A 16,030-nucleotide genomic window follows, 5' to 3' on the forward strand; every position below is an offset into this window, starting at 1 on the left:
CATGAGCGAGCACGAGAGCGGCGACGCGGAACCGACCCCCGACGACGTCCGGGCGGCGCTGCGCGAGGTGACGGACCCGGCGAGCGGGACGGACGTGGTCGACGCGGGCGCCGTCGGCGGAATCGACGTGACCGGCGGGGCCGTCGCCGTCGACGCCGCCCTCGACGGGCGCGACCCCGAGACGGCCGACCTGCTGGCCGACCGGATGCGCTCCGCCGCGCTGGAGCTACCCGGCGTCGAGGACGTCCGCGTCGACGCCGACGCGGCGGGGCCGGACCACGGGATCACGCTCGACGGCGTCGACCGAGTGGTCGCCGTCGCCAGCGCGAAGGGCGGCGTCGGCAAGACCACCGTCGCGACGCAACTGGCCCGCGGGCTGGCCGCCGAGGGCGAGTCCGTCGGACTGTTCGACGCCGACGTGTACGGCCCGAACGTCCCCGACCTCCTCGACCTGGAGGGGCCGCTGGAGACGACCGCCGACGGCGCCGCGAAGCCGGTCGAACGGGACGGGGTGCAGGCAGTCAGCGTCGGCCTGATCGCCAACGACGAGCCGCTGGCCTGGCGCGGCTCGATGGCCCACGAGGCCGTCGAGGAGCTGCTGACCGACGCGGCGTGGGACGTCGACACGCTCGTCGTCGACCTGCCGCCGGGGACGGGCGACGTCGTCCTCACGGCGCTGCAGTCGTTCCCGATCGACGGCGTCGTGCTGGTGTCGACGCCGTTCCCGACCGCGGCCGGGGACACCGGCCGGTCGGAGACGCTGTTCCGCGAGCAGGGCGTGCCCGTCCTCGGGGCCGTCTTCAACATGGCCGGCTACACCTGCCCCAGTTGCGGCGACGAGCACGCCCCCTTCGGCGAGCCGCCCGAGGTCCGGGCGGAGGTCCTGGCGGAGCTGCCCGTCGACGAGGACCTGCGGTCGACCGACGGCGACGTGCCCGACCCGTTCCGGTCGATCGCGGGCGCGGTCCGTGAGACGCTGGACGAGGCCGACCGCATCGCCGCCGGGCCCGACGCGCTGGACCTTCGCGGCGTCCCGGAACGGGCCCGCCGCGATCAGGTCCGGACCGAGTACGACGCACTCGACCCGGGCGAGTCGCTGGACGTGCTCGTCGATCAGCCCCCGGCGCCGCTGCGCTCGGCCGTGGCGGACGCCGTCGACGACGAACCCGAGACCGCGACGGCTCGACGCGATGGGAGCACGTGGGCGGTGCGGTTCTCGAAGCCCGCGCGCGGCCGGGCTGGCGAGGCAGCGGCAGAATAGAGGAGGGGCGGAGCCGCGACGGCTCAGACGAGTCGGAACGTCTCCAGGTTCTTCGGGTTGAACGTCCGCATGTTGAAGTTCTGGTAGAGCGCCGAGGAGAGCTGGTTGGTCGAGGACTCGTCGCCGTGGACGCAGAGGACCTTCTCGGGGCGGGGGTGCATGGTCTCGACGAACGTCTCCAGCCCCTGGCGGTCGGCGTGGCCGGAGAAGCCGTCGACCGTCTCGACGTTCAGCTTCAGGGAGACGCGCTCGGCGCGGGGGCCGGTGCGGTCCGAGAGAGTGATCTCGTCCTGGCCGCGCTGGATCTGCCGGCCGAGCGTCCCCTCGGCCTGGTAGCCGACGAATGCCATCGTGTTGTCCGGGTCGCTACCGAGCAGGCGGAGCCACGACATGACGGGCCCGCCGGTGACCATACCGGACGTGGTCAGGACGATGCAGGGCCCCTCGTCGGCGATGTCCTGGCGCATCTCGTCGCCGCCGTCGACCTGCTGGAACTGCTCGGCGAGGAAGGGGTTGTCGTCCTCGTAGAGGATGCGCTGGCGCAGCGACTCCCGGAGGTACTCGGGGTAGGCGGTGTGGATCGCCGTCGCCTCGCGGATCATCCCGTCGAGGTAGACGGGCATCTCCGGGATCTCGCCGGAGCTCATGGCCTCCTCGAGGACGAGCATCAGCTCCTGGGAGCGGCCGACCGCGAAGGCGGGGATGAGGACCTTGCCGTCGCGCTCGTGGGCCTCGTTGATGACGCGCTTGAGGACGCGCTCGGAGTCCTCCTGGTCGGTCTGGTAGTCGTTGCGACCGCCGTAGGTCGACTCCAGCACGAGCGTCTCGACGCGCGGGAAGTCGTTGACCGCGCCGTCCAGCAGCCGGGTGTCCTTGTAGTGGATGTCGCCGGAGAAGGCGACGTTGTACAGCCCCTCGCCGACGTGGAAGTGACACACCGCGGAGCCGAGGATGTGGCCGGCGTTGTGCATGGTGAGCTTCACGTCCGGCGCGATGTCGGTGACGTTGCCGAACTCGACGGGGATGGTGTGCTTCAGCGCGTCACGGACCTGCTGGCTCTCGTAGGGCGGGGTGCGGCCCTCCTTGGCGGCGACGTCGAGGTAGTCGAGCTGGAGCAGACCCATCAGGTCGCGGGTCGGCTCGGTGGTGTAGATGGGGCCGTCGTAGCCGTACTTGAACAGGATGGGGATCAGGGCGGAGTGGTCGAGGTGGGCGTGGGTCAGGACGACGGCGTCGATGGAGTTCGGACCCGCAGCGAGCGCCTCGGGCGCCTGGAGGTAGGGCACCTCGTCGGCGGCGCCGGGCTTGTCGCCGCAGTCGATGAGGATGCGCGACTCGGGCGTCTGGAGGAGGAACGAGGCGCGGCCGACCTCGCGACAGCAGCCCAGCGTCGTCAGGCGGACCCAGTCCTCGCCGTCGGAGACGGGGCGGTTGATCTGACGACCGACCCGTTCCAGGATGTCGCGGCGTTCGTCGCGCTCCTGCTTGAGGAAGTTCCGGACGTTCGAGACGGTCGAGGACTCCATCGGCGGCGTCCGGACGACCTCGGCGGTCCAGCCGACGGCGGCCGAGATCTCGTCCAGCGTCTCGCCGTGGCGGCCGATCACGAGGCCGGGCTTCTCGGCCTCGATGAACACCTCGCCGGTCTCGCTGTCGAAGTCGAGGTTCTGCACCCCGGCGTCCTCGGGGATCAGGCTGCGGATCGTGTCGCGGGCCTCGCGCTGCGGGACCAGCGCGTCCGGCGTCGGCCGGACGGTGATCCGCTTCTGGAGGCGCTGCGCCAGGTCGCGCACGATGCCGTTCCTGTCGGCGACTTTGCGCGCGTCGGGCGTGTAGACCACCAGTTCGGGCCCCTCGAAGGTGACCGACGCGATCTCGACGTCGTCTGGCGTCTCGTCCTCGACCTGTGTCCGTATCGTCTCTAGGGTCTCGTCTGCGGAACTCATGTATGGAAACGTCTGCACCTGTCAGCGCCGTCGCGAAAATCACGAGTGACGGCTGACTATGTCTGAAGCCAGACCGACGTCGCTTAAGAATCTTTGCTTCTGGTCGCCGGACAGTCACGTCCGTCCCGGGGCCGGCCCGGGTGCCGGACGCAAATGCTTTCCGTGAGCGCGTCACACACCCAGCCCCATGACGTCGGCACCCGAGACCGAGGAGTTGACGCCGCCGGATCGGACGCTGATGGGCCCTGGCCCCAGCGACGTACATCCGCGCGTGCTGCGAGCGATGAGCACGCCGCTGGTCGGCCACCTGGACCCCTCGTTCATCGAGATCATGGACGAGGTCCAGGAGCTGCTCCGGTACACGTTCCGGACCGACAACCAGTGGACGATTCCCGTCAGCGGGACCGGATCCGCGGCGATGGAGGCCGCCATCGGCAACCTCGTGGAACCGGGCGACACGATGCTGGTCCCGACGAACGGTTACTTCGGCGGCCGGATGGAGAGCATGGCCGAGCGCGCGGGCGGCGAGGTCGTCCACGTCGACGCGCCCTGGGGCGAGCCGCTGGACCCCGCCGCCGTCGAGGAGGCCTTCGCCACCCACCAGCCAGACGTGTTCGGCTTCGTCCACGCGGAGACGTCGACGGGGGTCCTCCAGCCCGACGTGCCCGAACTGACCTCGATCGCCCACGAGCACGACGCCTACGTGATCGCCGACACCGTGACCTCGCTGGGCGGCGTCGAGCTCCGGGTCGACGACTGGGGCGTCGACGTCGCCTACGCCGGGCCCCAGAAGTGCCTCTCCTGTCCGCCCGGCGCCAGCCCGCTGACGCTGAACGACCGCGCGATGGACAAGGTGCTCTCCCGCGACGAGCCGGCCCGGTCGTGGTACCTCGACCTCAGCCTGCTGGAGGGGTACTGGGGCGAGGACCGCTCGTACCACCACACCGCGCCGATCACGGCCGTCTACGGTCTCCGCGAGGCGCTCCGGCTGGTCGCGGAGGAGGGCATCGAGGAGCGCTGGGACCGCCACCGCCGCGTCGCCGGCGCGCTGAAGGCCGGCGTCGAGGCGATGGGGCTGGAGATGAACGCGCCGGACGAGTACTGGCTGCCCAGCCTCAACGCCGTCCGCGTGCCCGACAGCGTCGACGACGGGCAGGTCATGGAGTATCTGCTGGAGACGTACGACCTCGAGATCGCCAGCGGCCTCGGCGACCTCGAGGGCGACATCTTCCGCATCGGTTGCATGGGTCACTCCGCACGGGCGAAGAACGTGTCTTACCTCCTGTCCTCGCTGGGCGACGCGCTCGACCGCCAGGGAGCCGCCGTCGACCCCGACGCCGGCGTGGCGGCGATGCGTGACTCGCTCTAGGGGGCACGCGGTAGCTCCACTGTGAACACGGCACCCCGCGGGTCGTTGTCGGAGACGCTGATCGACCCGTCGAAGCGCTCGACCAGCGTCGCGGCGAGGTGGAGGCCGCCGCCGTGCGCCTCGTCGCCGCGGGGCTCGAACAGCGATGCCTTGCGCTCGTCCGGGACGCCGACGCCGTCGTCCGCGACGCGCAGCGTGACGACGTCGCCGTCGACCGCCACCGAGACGTCGACGGTGAGGTCTCCCACGCCGGCGCGTCGCGCTGCGACCCGACTCGCCCCCGTCTCGTGACTCGCAGAGCGCCCGTCCGGACTGCGGACCGAAGCGTCGACGGCGGCGGGTTCGCCGGGCCCGTCTTCGAGAGCCTGCGAGCCGGGGCTCGTGGAACCGTGCTCGACGGCGTCCTCGCGAGGCGAAGCCGAGCGAGGGCTCGTCGAGCCGTGCTCGACGGCGTTCTCGACGAGGTTGCTGACGACCGACTGGAGCGACTCGTTGCCACGGACCATCGCGGAGTCTGGTAGATCGCAGTCGACGGTCGCCCGGTAGCGCTCGTCGGCGCGCTCGCAGACGGCGGCCGCGACGGCGGCGAGGTCGACGGCGTCGCCCTCGGTGTCCCCGAGGAGCGTCTCGGCCATGGTGCCCGTCGAATCGATGAGGGTCTCGGACTGGTCGACGGTCTCGGACACGTCCGCGGCCCACTCGCGGATACGGGCCGGGTCAGTCGACCCGGCCGCGTCCTCGATGACGTCGGCTCGGCCCCTGACGACAGTCAACTGGTTGCCGAGGTCGTGGCGGAGCGCACGGTTGACGAATCCGAGTGCCTGCCGTGCCCGTCGGCTCTGCCGTGCGTCACGCCTGGCGCGAGCGTTGTAGAACCCGGCGACGAAGCCGGCCAGGGCACCCACCTCGACGGTGACCAGCGCGACGAAGACCGGTTCAGAGAGCTCCCGGTGCTCGATCAGCCGCACTGCGACGGTCGCGCTGTGGGCCAGTGAGAGCAGCGCGCCGCCCGCGACCGTCCACGCGACCACGCGCCACTCGTCCGCCGGTCGCAGGTCGGCGTCCGCCAGCACCGACCCCGCGAACGCGAGGATCAGCGCCAGCAGGCCGTCGACCGCCAGAGCGAGGAGGGGACCACCGCTCGCGTCGAGCGCACGGCGCTCTACCCGGAGGTGATAGAGGAGGGAGATCACGAGGAGCGCACTGCCGAGGGCGACGAGTACCGACGGCCCGGCGCTCCGGACCCGCTGGTGAGACATAGGTCGATTAGTCCCCTGTCTTATTTATCTTCCATACCAAATACATGTAGTCTGTCTGAAATCTGCGCCCGTTCCTCGCTGACGTGGCGCGAAAACCTCGAGTCGTTCCGCGATACCCGGCCCGTCCGCCGGCGATCGGTCACTCGGTCAGCGCATCGCGGATCCGCTCGATCGCTTCCTCGACGTCCGACCGCGAGACGTCCCTGTGGGTGCAAAAGCGGGTTCTGTGCTCGTCGAACGCTCCCGCGCGCACGCCGTCGTCCTCACACGCGGCCACGAATTCCTCCGCGGTGAGCCCCCGCTCCGACGTGTCGGCGACCACGACGTTCGTGTCCGGTTCGGGCGCTCTGACGCCCGCCAGTTCGTCCAGCGCGTCGGCCAGCAGGGCGGCGTTGTCGTGGTCCTCGGCGAGTCGGTCGACCGAGTCGAGGGCTTTGAGCCCGGGGGCCGCGATCAGCCCGGCCTGGCGCATCCCGCCGCCGAACAGCTTTCGGACGCGGCGGGCCTCCTCGACGAACGCCTCGGGCCCGGCGAGGACTGAGCCGACCGGCGCGCCCAGGCCCTTCGAGAGGCAGAACATCACGCTGTCGACGGGGGCAGTCAGTTCGCTCGCGGGGACGTCCAGCGCCACGGCGGCGTTGAACAGCCGCGCCCCGTCGAGGTGGACCGGTACGTCCAGGCCGTGGGCCGCCTCGGCCGCAGCGGCGATGCGCTCCGGCGGGACGGCGACGCCGCCCCGGTAGTTGTGCGTGTTCTCCAGCGCCAGCAGCCCGGTCCCGGGACGGTGGAGGCTCTCGGGGACGTGCGCCTCGCGGACCTGCTCGGGCGTGGGGACGCAGCGCTCCCCGGCGTCGATCGGTCGGGACTGGACGCCCGATAGCTGCGCCGGGCCGCCGAGTTCCCACCGGTAGACGTGGGACTCCCGGTCGAGGATCACCTCGTCACCGCGCTCGGTGTGAGTGCGGACGGCGATCTGGTTGCCCATCGTGCCGCTGGGAACGTACAGCGCGGCCTCCGTGCCGACGGCCTCGGCGGCGCGCCGCTCGAGCTCGTTCACGGTGGGGTCCTCGCCGTAGACGTCGTCGCCCACTTCGGCGTCGCGGGCGGCCTCACGCATCCGTTCAGTCGGGCGCGTCACCGTGTCCGATCGGAGGTCGATGGCGTCCATGGCCTCCGGAACGGGGTCGTAGCTGTTAGACTCTGGGGTCGCGGGCCGACTCCGGAGCGATCGGGGGTGTGTGGAGAGGTAACAAATAAATGGGGGCCACTCCACTACCCGTCTATGAACGACATCTTCGTCAGTCGCATCATGACGGCTGCCCCGGTAACCGTCTCGACGGACACGTTCGTCGAAGCGGCCGCGAACCGCATGCTGGACGGTGACATCGGCTCCCTGCTCGTCACCGACGAGGACGGCCTCGCGGGTATCCTCACCACGACGGACTTCGTCGCTATCGTCGCCGCGAGCAAGCCCAAGGCGGAGACCACCGTCAAGCGGTACATGTCCACGGACCTGGTGACCGCGACCGCCCAGACCACTGTCGCCGAGGCCGCGGAGACGATGGTGGAGGAGAACATCCACCACCTGCCGGTCGTCGACGACGACGGCAGCGTCATCGGCATCGTGACGACGACCGACCTCGCCGGCTACGTCTCGAGCCCGGAACTGCAGTCGACCGCGTAGCTACTCCTCGTCGCCGAGCCACTCCTCCGCCCAGTCCTCGATCTCGTCGAAGACGGGACACAGCGAGCGGCCCTTGTCGGTGAGAGCGTAGAAGGTAGCGACGGGGGCGTCCTCCTCGAGGCGGCGAGTGACGAAACCCGTCTCCCGAAGGTCGTCCAGCACCCGCGAGAGGGTGCGCGAACTGGCTCCCGTCGAGCGCTTGAGTTCGTTGAACCGCTTCTCGCCCTCCTGGAGGTCGTGGAGGACGACCAGCCGCCAGCGCGAGCCGATCTGTTCCAGCGAGTCGACGACGTAGCAGGTCTCCTCGCTGTGCTGGTCCGACGCCTGCTGCCGCTCTTCCACTGCCATACCCGTCCGTACTGCGCCGCCCCTGAAGTAGGTTCGTATTCGAACCGGGTATCGCGACGCAACCAGATGTATCCGCGACAGCCAGGTGGGCGGACGCCGCCGGAGTGCCAGCGGTCCCCCGGGAGCCCGCCTACCAGGCCGCTTCGAGCACCTCGCGGACCTCCGCGGGCGTGGGGTCGAGCCCCGCGGGAGCGTCGGCCGTCATCGCGTCGTCGACGACGGCGCGGGCCACGTCGTCGAGCTCGCCGGGTTCGGGACCGTCGACGTCCCGGAGCCGGTCGGGCAGGCCCAGCGCGTCGGCCACCTCGCGGACGGCGTCGACGACCGCCGCCGCGGGGTCGTCGGCGTCGCCGACGCCCAGGGCCTCCGCGAGCAGGGCCCGGCGGCCGTCGACCGCGTCGAAGACGTACTCGAGGACGTAGGGCGCGAGGACGCCGTGGGCGCGACCCTGCTGGACGGGATAGGGACGCGAGACGCCGTGGCCGAAGGCGTGGATCACCGAGAGCGTACCGGCGTCGGGGCGCGAGACGCCGTACTGGACGAGCGCCAGGCCCTCGACGGCCCGGTCGAGGTCCTCGGGTCCGGGGTCGCCGTCGGCGAACCCCAGCAGGCCCGCCCGGAACTGCCGGAGGCCGCGCCGGGCCGTCGCGTCCGTGATCGGCGTCGACGCCCGCGCGTACAGCGTCTCGATCCCCTTGTCGAAGCCGTTCATCGCCGACGCGGCGAGGACGCTCCGCGGGGTCGTCTCGATCAGTTCGGGGTCGTAGACGACCGCCGCCGGCATCAGAGCCGGATCGGAGACGCCGCCGTCGACCGGCCGGTCGACGAGCCCCCCGTCCGGCGTCGCGGTGATCCCCGCCGCATCGGTGTGGTCGGCGCCGGCCATCGTGGTGGGGACGGCCACCACGGGCGTCGGTCGAGCCGACCGTCCCGCCGGTCACCACGAGCGCCCGCTCGTGGCCCAGCGCGTCCAGTTCCGCGCCGAGGTCCGCGACGGCGCCGCGGCCGCACCGGAGCACCGCGGGGTCGTACTCGAATCGAAAGGCGGCCATGGACGACGTTGGATCGAGCATAGCATATATCTGGGGCGTGAGCGAACGAACAACATGGACGAACTACCGCCGTCGACGCGCGTCGGACGGGTCGCGCTCCGGGTCGGCGACGTCGAGGGAGCCGCGGACTTCTACGAGCGGGTCGTCGGGCTCCGCGTCCACGAGCGGACTACCGACCGGGTCGTTCTCGGTGCGGACGAGCCACTGCTGGTACTGGAATCCGCGCCGGACGTGCCCGAACGACGGGCCGACGAGGCCGGGCTCTACCACGTCGCGTTCAGGGTGCCGACGCGCGCTGCGCTCGGCGACGCCCTGCGCCGCGTCGAGGCCGAGTGGGAACTGACGGGCGCCTCCGATCACCTCGTGAGCGAGGCGCTGTATCTCACCGACCCGGCCGGCAACGGGGTCGAGATATACGTCGACAAGCCCCGCGAGGAGTGGCCGGTGACGGCCGACGGGCGCGTCCGGATGGAGACCCGCCCGCTGACGCTCGACGACCTCCGCGACGCGGCCGGCGACGGCGAGGCGATGCCCGACGGGACCGACGTCGGGCACGTCCACCTGGCGATCACGGACGTCGACCGGTCCCGCCGGTTCTACGTCGACGAGATCGGACTCCGCGTCCGGCAGGAGTTCGGTACCGCGGCGCTGTTCGTCGCCGCCGACGACTACCATCACCACGTCGGGCTGAACACGTGGGAGAACCGGTCGAGACCGGCGAGCGACCGCGGGCTCGCGTGGTTCGAGCTGGTGGTGCCCGACGCCGACGCGCTGGCGGGCGTTCGCGAGGTCGCGAGCGAGGGGCGGGACCTCGAAGACGCGAGCGGGAGCGAACGGGACGGCGGCCTCGAGGTGACGGATCCGGACGGTATCAAACTCCGCTTGCGCACCCCGGAATGACCGGACGCGGGCGTGGTGAAGCGAGCGACGCGACCGGTCCGGCGCCGTAGTCGACGCCTACCGACCCCCCGAGCGAGTTTTACTGGTCTATACTGATTACCGTCGTGCGGGAACGCCGTAGCATGACGCAGTCCAGGGGGGCCGACGAACGCGTGTTGATTCCGACGGGGCACGACGCTGCGAGCTACGTCTGCGTGCGGTCGCTGGCGGACCGGGGCGTCGGGGCCGTCGTGGCCTCGGACAAGGACGGCGTCCCGGCAGGTGCGTCCCGGTACTGCGCCGAGTCCGTCTCGCTCCCGCCCCCGCGGGACGATCTGATCGCCTACCGCGACGCGCTGCTGTCGCTCGCCGAGCGGCCGTCGATCCGGACCGTGATCCCGGTGCGGCCGGAGGACTGCTACGTGCTCTCCAGGTATCGCGACGAGTTCGAGGAGCACGTCTCGCTGCCCGTCCCCTCGCTGGACCAGCTCCGGGCCGTTCAGGACCGGCTTCAGCTGGCGGCGGTCGCGGAGTCCGCGGGCGTCCCCGTCCCCGAGACGCAGCGGCTCTCGGCGGTCGACGACTGGGAGGGGCAGCGGATCGTCAAGTCCAGGTACAACGTCCTCGCCGACGCCTTCGTGGAGGGGATGAGCCCCTCGGAGGTGGACGTGGTCAAGGACGTCCACCACGTCGAACCGGGCGACGTCCCCGACGCCGACGCGCTCCGCGAGGAGATGGACCACGACCCGATCGTTCAGGAGTTCGTTCCCTACGACGACGAGTACATGTTCGCCGGCATCTACGACCACGGCGAGCCGCTGGCGACCTTCCAGCACCGCCAGATCCGTGGCACCTCCTACACCGGCGGGGGCGGCGTGTATCGGCGGTCGGTGTACGTCCCCGAACTGGAACAGGTCGCCCGCGCGCTGCTGTCGGAACTGGACTGGCACGGCCTCGCCTGCATCGAGTACATGCACGACGCCGATACGGGCGAGTTCGTCCTCACGGAGATCAACCCCCGGATGTGGCAGTCGCTGCCGTCGACGGTCCGGGCCGGCGTCGACTTCCCCTATCACTACTGGCTGCTCGCGACCGGTCGGGCGGACGAGATCAATCCGGACTACGAGCTTGGCGTCGGGAGCCACTTCCTCCACGGCGAACTGGCGTATCTCACCAGCGTCCTGAACGAGGACTCCCCGCTGGTCGAGCGGCCGTCGGTCGCCGGGTCGCTGTGGGCCGTCGCGATCTCCATCCTGACCGAGCCGCACTTCGACTACTTCGCGATCGACGACCCCGGGCCGTTCCTCCGGGGCGTGCTGAACACCCTCCCCGTCGAGGTCTGAATCCGCCGGACACCGGTTGTTCCCGGTCGCTGTGGCCGTCTCGCTCGGCGCGTTCGACGGCATCGACGGCGTGAAGCGCACCGCGCCGAACGCCGACGTCGAGTCGGGCCGAGACGGACTGTCGTCGGTCGATACCGGGACGACTGCCCGACGGCGGGCGGTCCGACTGAGACGGGGCTACGACGGTCCGCGTGACGCGGTCGAGCGGATCGTGGCGCTTCTCAGGTCAGGTCGACGACCTCGTAGGCCACGTTCTGATTCCTGAGGCCGTCCGTGTGCGCGGCGAGCCGGTCGCCCACGGCCAGCAGGAGGACGTCCAGACCGCGCGTGGCGGCCTCCGTGACGGCCTCGTCGGTGGCGAAGCGGACGTCGGGATCGAGACCGGCCGCGTCCGCGAGCGCTACCGCCTCGTTGCCGGCGACGGCCACGAGGTCGTGGTCGGACGCTCGCTCCGCGACCGCGTCGGCGTCCACCTCCGCGCTGCCGCCGTCGCGGATGGGCGGGACCGTCACCACGGTCACCGCGCCGTAGTCGTAGTCGACGACGCCGTCGAAGTCGGTGATGCCGACGTCGCGGCCGGCCTCGGCGTCGGAGACGGCGACGGCCGTCGCGCCTCCGGTCTCGCCGGGCGTGGCGCGGAGCACGCCGTCCCGCATCGTCAGCGACACCGTGGCGCCCTCCGAGACGTCCGCGGTCGCGATGGCGGTGTCGACCTCGACCTGGCCGATCACCTCCTCGGAGACGTGGGAGACGAACTCGCGGAGGCCGTCCGTCTGTGAGATGAGCCAGTCGACGCCCTCCTTGGTCACCTCGTAGCGCCCGCGTCCGTGCTTGCGGACGTACTCCCGCTCGACGAGGTCCTGTAGGTAGTTAGAGACCGCTTGCGAGGTGATGCCGATCTCGTCGGCGATCTCCCGCTGGCTGACCGCCGGCTGGCGCTCCGCGATCTCCACCAGGATCTGGTACTGGGTCGCGTTGCGCTTGCTCCGGAGGACGCTCGCGTCGTCGGCGTCGTCGGCCATTGGCCGTGGCTCGGGAGTCCTCGTGCAAATATCTTTGCCTTACTGACGACGTAGTTGCCGAGTTACCGGCAATTCGGAGCATAACCATCAATCAGGATTTCCCTAATACAACCAAAATTGTTTTAGGGCTCACGAGAGTTGTCCTGGTCGATGAGCCGCGTTGCACTCCCCTACGACGCGAAGGCCGGTCCGACCAAGCCGGAGGTCCGGGCCGTCCTCCTGCAGAAACTGGGCCTCGGTCCCGACGACCACTTCGTCGAGGTCGGCTCCTGCACCGGCGCGGTCACCGTCGGGGCCGCTCGCCGGGCCGGCCGCGTGACGGCGCTGGAGCGCGACCCCGACCGCCTGGAGACGACCGAGCGGAACCTCTCCGCCAACGACGTCGACGCCGACGTCGACCTGCGCGCGGCGGAGGCGCCCGACGGCCTCCCCGACGACGCCGACGCCCTGTTCCTGGGCGGCAGCCGCAACTACGAGGCCGTCCTCGACCACGCCGTCGAGACCGGCGTCGACCGCGTGCTCATGAACGTCTCCCGGCTCGAGGTCGCCGGCGCCGCGACGGAGACGTTCCGAGAGCGCGACCTGCTGGACGAGGTCGTCCAGTTCCAGGTCAGCCGCGGCTACGAGCTGGCCGGTGCGACGAGCTTCGACTCGGACAACCCCGTCTACATGCTGGTTGGCGGCGTCAAAAGCGGCGAGGCGGTCGCCGCTGACGGCGGAACTCGGGGTGAGCCCCGATGACGCTCTACGGCGTCGGGCTCGGTCCGGGCGACGCGGACCTCGTGACCGTCCGCGGGAAGCGGGTTCTGGCGGAGGCCGACGTCGTCTTCTCGCCCGGTCGCCTGTCGCGCTCCGTCGCGACCGAGCACGTCCCGGAGGAGCGCATCGGCGACCTCGACTTCCCGATGACCCGCGACGAGGAGCGGCTCCGGGCCGCCTGGAAGGAGGCGGCCGCGGAGATCGCGCCACGCGCCCGCGGCGGCGACGCCGCCTTCGTGACGCTGGGCGACCCGAACGTCTACTCCACGTTCGGCCACCTCCGGCGGACGATGCGCGCGTTCCACCCCGACGTCGACCTCGAGATCGTCCCCGGCGTCAGCGCGGTGACGGCCTTCGCCACCGCGCTGGGCGTCGAGATCCCTGCCGGCGCCGGCATCGCGCTCCGGGAGGCCGACAAGGGGGCCTCGCCCACCGGTCCCGACCGGATGGTCCTGTTCAAGGTGACCGACGCGCCGGCGACCCACGGGGGCCTCGTGGAGGCCGGCTACGACGTGGTCTACGGCCGCCGGCTCTACATGGAGCAGGGCGAGACAGTGGTGACGGACGACCCGACCGACGTCGCCGAGCGAGACTACTACACGCTGGCCTACGCCGAACGCCCCGACGCCCGCGTCGAGAAGGCGACCGACGCGTTCCTCGAGGGCGCGGACGAGGCCGGCGTCGTGACGGACGGGGGTGAGCACTCCGAAGGAGTGCGATCCTCGTCAGACCGCAGATCTGACGGCGGGGACCACAGACCAGTCAGCGCCCGCGCCCGTCAGGAGCGCTCCGAGAGCGAACTCTGCGGCGACGAGGTGCGGCGATGAGCGACGCGCCCGACGACGCGGGAGCCGCCGAAGACCCGCAGGCCGCCATCGACGAGGCAGCGGGCGATCGAGACCGGCGCGTCGACGAACACAGCGCCGGCGACGAGCAGGAGGGGATTCCGTTCGTGGGTGCGGGTCCCGGCGATCCGCGCCTGCTGACCGTCGCCGGCCGCGAGCTGCTCGCCGACGCCGACCTCGTGGTCCACGCGGGCTCGCTGGTCAACAGCGAGCTCCTGGAGGAGTACTGCGCCGACGCGGAGACGGTCTCCTCCATCGGCAAGGACCTCGAGGAGCTGATCCCGCTGCTGCGTGACGCCTACGAGGGCGGCCGCGAGGTGGTGCGCCTCCACAGCGGCGACCCGGCCATCTACGGTGCGGCGCTGGAGCAGATGGACGCGCTGGAGCACGAGGGCGTCCCCACCTACGTCGTCCCCGGCGTCACGTCGGCGTTCGCCGCCAGCGCGACCCTGCACACGCAGTTGACGCTCAACGAGGTCGCCAACCACGTCGCCTTCACCCGACCGCAGGGCGAGACGCTGGACCCCGACGAGGACCACATCTCCGAGTTCGTCGAGATGGGCGACGTGACCACCTGCGTCTACCTCGGGACCCACGCCGTCGCGGACACGATGGACCGCCTGCTGGCGGACGGCCACGATCCAGAGACGCCTGTCGCCGTGGTCTATCACGCCTCCTGGCCCGACGAGGACGTCATCGAGGGGACCATCGGGACGATCTCCGAGAAGGTCGAGGAGGCCGGCTACCGTGCCTCCGCGCTCGTCCTGATCGGCGACGCCGTCGGCGGCGACGGCTACGAGCGGTCCTACCTCTACGGCGACTGGGCGAACCGGGGATCAGACGGGGACGACGCTGCCTCGCAGGAGGCCGACGACTAGGATGCGCGACTCACCGTACGGAGAACAGCCAGAAAGCCCCCGGATCGTCGACTCCCGCGGCTCGCTGTCGTTCGAGAGAGCGAAGCTCTCTCGTGATGTCGTCAGATTCCGACGGAATCTGACTGCAAGCGGCAAATCTCTGATTTCCCGCAATGACGAAAGCTTCGGCGTCTTTCGAACCACGACCTTCGGCCTTCGGCCTGCGGTGCTTACGTCGCCGGGGTTCGTCGACGATCCGGCCCCTTTCATTCCCGAAGGACGCCTCCGGCGTCCTTCGACCCTCGCGGAGGCTTCGCCTCCGCTCAGTCCCACCCTCGTGGCTGATAGGCCGGCAGTCACGGGCGGCTGCTTCACCGGCCGACACGCGATCATGAGCACGGACACAGACGACGCGGAGACTGACGCATCGACCGACGACAGCGGCGGGCACTGCTCGACGCCGGACAGCGACGGCGAGGTCGCCGAGGACGTCGCAGTCGTGGCGTTCGAGCGCAAGATGGACACCGCCGAGGAGATCGTCGACGACCTCGTCGACCGCTACGAGTCCGTCGAGATCCTGGAGTACCGCGGCGACGTGTTCGCCGAGCACTGGGGCGAGTACGACTGCTTCGTCGGTCTGATGGCCAGCGGCATCGCGATGCGCAAGACCGCGCCGCTGCTGGACGACAAGTGGGACGATCCCGCCATCGTCGTGGTCGACGAGGAACTGACGTGGGCCATCCCGATCACCGGCGGCCACCACGGCGCCAACCAGGTCGCCGACGACCTCGCGTCGATGGGCGCGGTGCCGGCGATGACCACCGCCAGCGAGGCGGCGGACGAGCAGGGCGTCGAGAAGCAGGCGAAAGCGCTGGACGCCCACGTCGTCAACGGCGACTCGACGGTGGCGACGAACCTGGCCGTGCTCGACGACGAACTCGGGCCGGTCGAGCGCCTCGACGGGCCGAGAGCAGTCGTGGTGGGCGACGACGTGACCGTGCTGAAGCGGAACGGGGATTCGGACGACGGCGGTGTCGTCCTCGGCACCGGCAGCGTCTCCGGCGCGAGGAGCGAGCAGTTCCTCGCAGCGTGGGAGGAAGCCCTCGACGAGGTCGGGAAGGACTGGGACGACGTGGAGTTCGTCGCCACGGGGACGCGCAAGGAGGACGAGGAGGGGCTGTTGGAAGCCGCCGCTGAGAAGGACCTCGGCGTCGTCGCGCTGGCGAAGGAGGACCTCGAGGAGTTCGAGGGGCCGACCCCCTCGCGCTCGAAGGAGCTGATCGGCTGGCCCGGCATCGCGGAGGCCGCGGCCATCGCCGCCGGGCGCGAGCACGACCTGCTGCTGGAGAAGCGCAGCCACGACGACGCCGTGACCGTGGCGATCGGGCGCTAGGGCGACGGCACGC

Annotated in this window: 14 protein-coding genes and 1 pseudogene; 9 read left to right on the forward strand and 6 right to left on the reverse strand. The window is 70.8% G+C overall.

Annotated elements, in window-relative coordinates; translation table 11 throughout:
- Position 1: 1 nt before the first annotated feature.
- Complete coding sequence (locus LCY71_RS00240) at positions 2-1,261, forward strand: P-loop NTPase (RefSeq protein WP_225334362.1); 1,260 nt, start codon at positions 2-4, stop codon at positions 1,259-1,261.
- 23 nt (positions 1,262-1,284) lie between these two features.
- Here LCY71_RS00240 and LCY71_RS00245 read toward each other — a convergent pair whose 3' ends face one another.
- The gene (locus LCY71_RS00245) at positions 1,285-3,207 is read right to left on the reverse strand and encodes a beta-CASP ribonuclease aCPSF1 (RefSeq protein ID WP_225334363.1); all 1,923 of its coding nucleotides are present in this window, start codon (positions 3,205-3,207) and stop codon (positions 1,285-1,287) included.
- A gap of 187 nt (positions 3,208-3,394) precedes the next feature.
- Between LCY71_RS00245 and LCY71_RS00250 the strand changes: the two genes are divergently transcribed.
- Positions 3,395-4,576, forward strand: a complete 1,182-nt coding sequence (locus LCY71_RS00250) for a pyridoxal-phosphate-dependent aminotransferase family protein (protein ID WP_225334364.1) — start codon at positions 3,395-3,397, stop codon at positions 4,574-4,576.
- Here LCY71_RS00250 and LCY71_RS00255 read toward each other — a convergent pair.
- Positions 4,573-5,835 (reverse strand): ATP-binding protein, encoded by a 1,263-nt coding sequence (locus tag LCY71_RS00255; RefSeq protein ID WP_225334365.1) that lies wholly within the window; start codon positions 5,833-5,835, stop codon positions 4,573-4,575. The genes LCY71_RS00250 and LCY71_RS00255 overlap by 4 nt on opposite strands.
- A gap of 139 nt (positions 5,836-5,974) precedes the next feature.
- Positions 5,975-7,003 carry a threonine aldolase family protein gene (locus tag LCY71_RS00260; protein WP_225334366.1) on the reverse strand — a complete coding sequence of 343 codons (1,029 nt, stop codon included), beginning with the start codon at positions 7,001-7,003 and terminating at the stop codon, positions 5,975-5,977.
- A gap of 114 nt (positions 7,004-7,117) precedes the next feature.
- Between LCY71_RS00260 and LCY71_RS00265 the strand changes: the two genes are divergently transcribed.
- Positions 7,118-7,519: a CBS domain-containing protein gene (locus LCY71_RS00265; RefSeq protein ID WP_225334367.1), complete on the forward strand. Its 402-nt coding sequence runs from the start codon at positions 7,118-7,120 to the stop codon at positions 7,517-7,519.
- Here LCY71_RS00265 and LCY71_RS00270 read toward each other — a convergent pair whose 3' ends face one another.
- Together LCY71_RS00270 and LCY71_RS00275 are read right to left on the reverse strand one after the other, a co-directional pair.
- A complete protein-coding gene (locus LCY71_RS00270) occupies positions 7,520-7,867 on the reverse strand; it encodes a winged helix-turn-helix transcriptional regulator (RefSeq protein ID WP_225334368.1) in 348 nt (115 codons plus the stop codon).
- A 130-nt stretch (positions 7,868-7,997) separates the two neighbouring features.
- Positions 7,998-8,940 (reverse strand): annotated as a pseudogene (locus LCY71_RS00275) (dehydroquinate synthase/iron-containing alcohol dehydrogenase family protein).
- A 33-nt stretch (positions 8,941-8,973) separates the two neighbouring features.
- Here LCY71_RS00275 and LCY71_RS00280 point away from each other — a divergent pair.
- Positions 8,974-9,819, forward strand: a complete 846-nt coding sequence (locus LCY71_RS00280; RefSeq protein ID WP_225334370.1) for a VOC family protein — start codon at positions 8,974-8,976, stop codon at positions 9,817-9,819.
- A 122-nt stretch (positions 9,820-9,941) separates the two neighbouring features.
- Positions 9,942-11,141: a carboxylate--amine ligase gene (locus tag LCY71_RS00285; RefSeq protein WP_225334371.1), complete on the forward strand. Its 1,200-nt coding sequence runs from the start codon at positions 9,942-9,944 to the stop codon at positions 11,139-11,141.
- 221 nt (positions 11,142-11,362) lie between these two features.
- On the opposite strand, the gene LCY71_RS00290 is transcribed toward LCY71_RS00285, so the two are convergent.
- Entirely contained in the window at positions 11,363-12,163 is an 801-nt protein-coding gene (locus tag LCY71_RS00290) for a DUF7839 domain-containing protein (protein WP_225334372.1), read from the reverse strand.
- 150 nt (positions 12,164-12,313) lie between these two features.
- Between LCY71_RS00290 and cbiT the strand changes: the two genes are divergently transcribed.
- The 4 genes from cbiT (at position 12,314) to cbiG (ending at position 16,017) form a co-directional block, all read left to right on the forward strand.
- A complete protein-coding gene (cbiT, locus tag LCY71_RS00295) occupies positions 12,314-12,904 on the forward strand; it encodes a precorrin-6Y C5,15-methyltransferase (decarboxylating) subunit CbiT (protein WP_225334373.1) in 591 nt (196 codons plus the stop codon).
- Positions 12,901-13,749, forward strand: coding sequence for a cobalt-factor II C(20)-methyltransferase (locus LCY71_RS00300; RefSeq protein ID WP_225334374.1), 849 nt, complete (start codon positions 12,901-12,903; stop codon positions 13,747-13,749). Before cbiT ends, LCY71_RS00300 begins: the two co-directional genes overlap by 4 nt.
- Positions 13,746-14,645, forward strand: a complete 900-nt coding sequence (locus tag LCY71_RS00305) for a cobalt-precorrin-4/precorrin-4 C(11)-methyltransferase (RefSeq protein ID WP_225334375.1) — start codon at positions 13,746-13,748, stop codon at positions 14,643-14,645. Before LCY71_RS00300 ends, LCY71_RS00305 begins: the two co-directional genes overlap by 4 nt.
- A 370-nt stretch (positions 14,646-15,015) precedes the next feature.
- Positions 15,016-16,017 carry a cobalt-precorrin 5A hydrolase gene (cbiG, locus tag LCY71_RS00310; protein WP_225334376.1) on the forward strand — a complete coding sequence of 334 codons (1,002 nt, stop codon included), beginning with the start codon at positions 15,016-15,018 and terminating at the stop codon, positions 16,015-16,017.
- Positions 16,018-16,030 lie beyond the last annotated feature (13 nt).

This window comes from Halomicrobium urmianum, assembly GCF_020217425.1.
GTDB lineage: Archaea > Halobacteriota > Halobacteria > Halobacteriales > Haloarculaceae > Halomicrobium > Halomicrobium urmianum.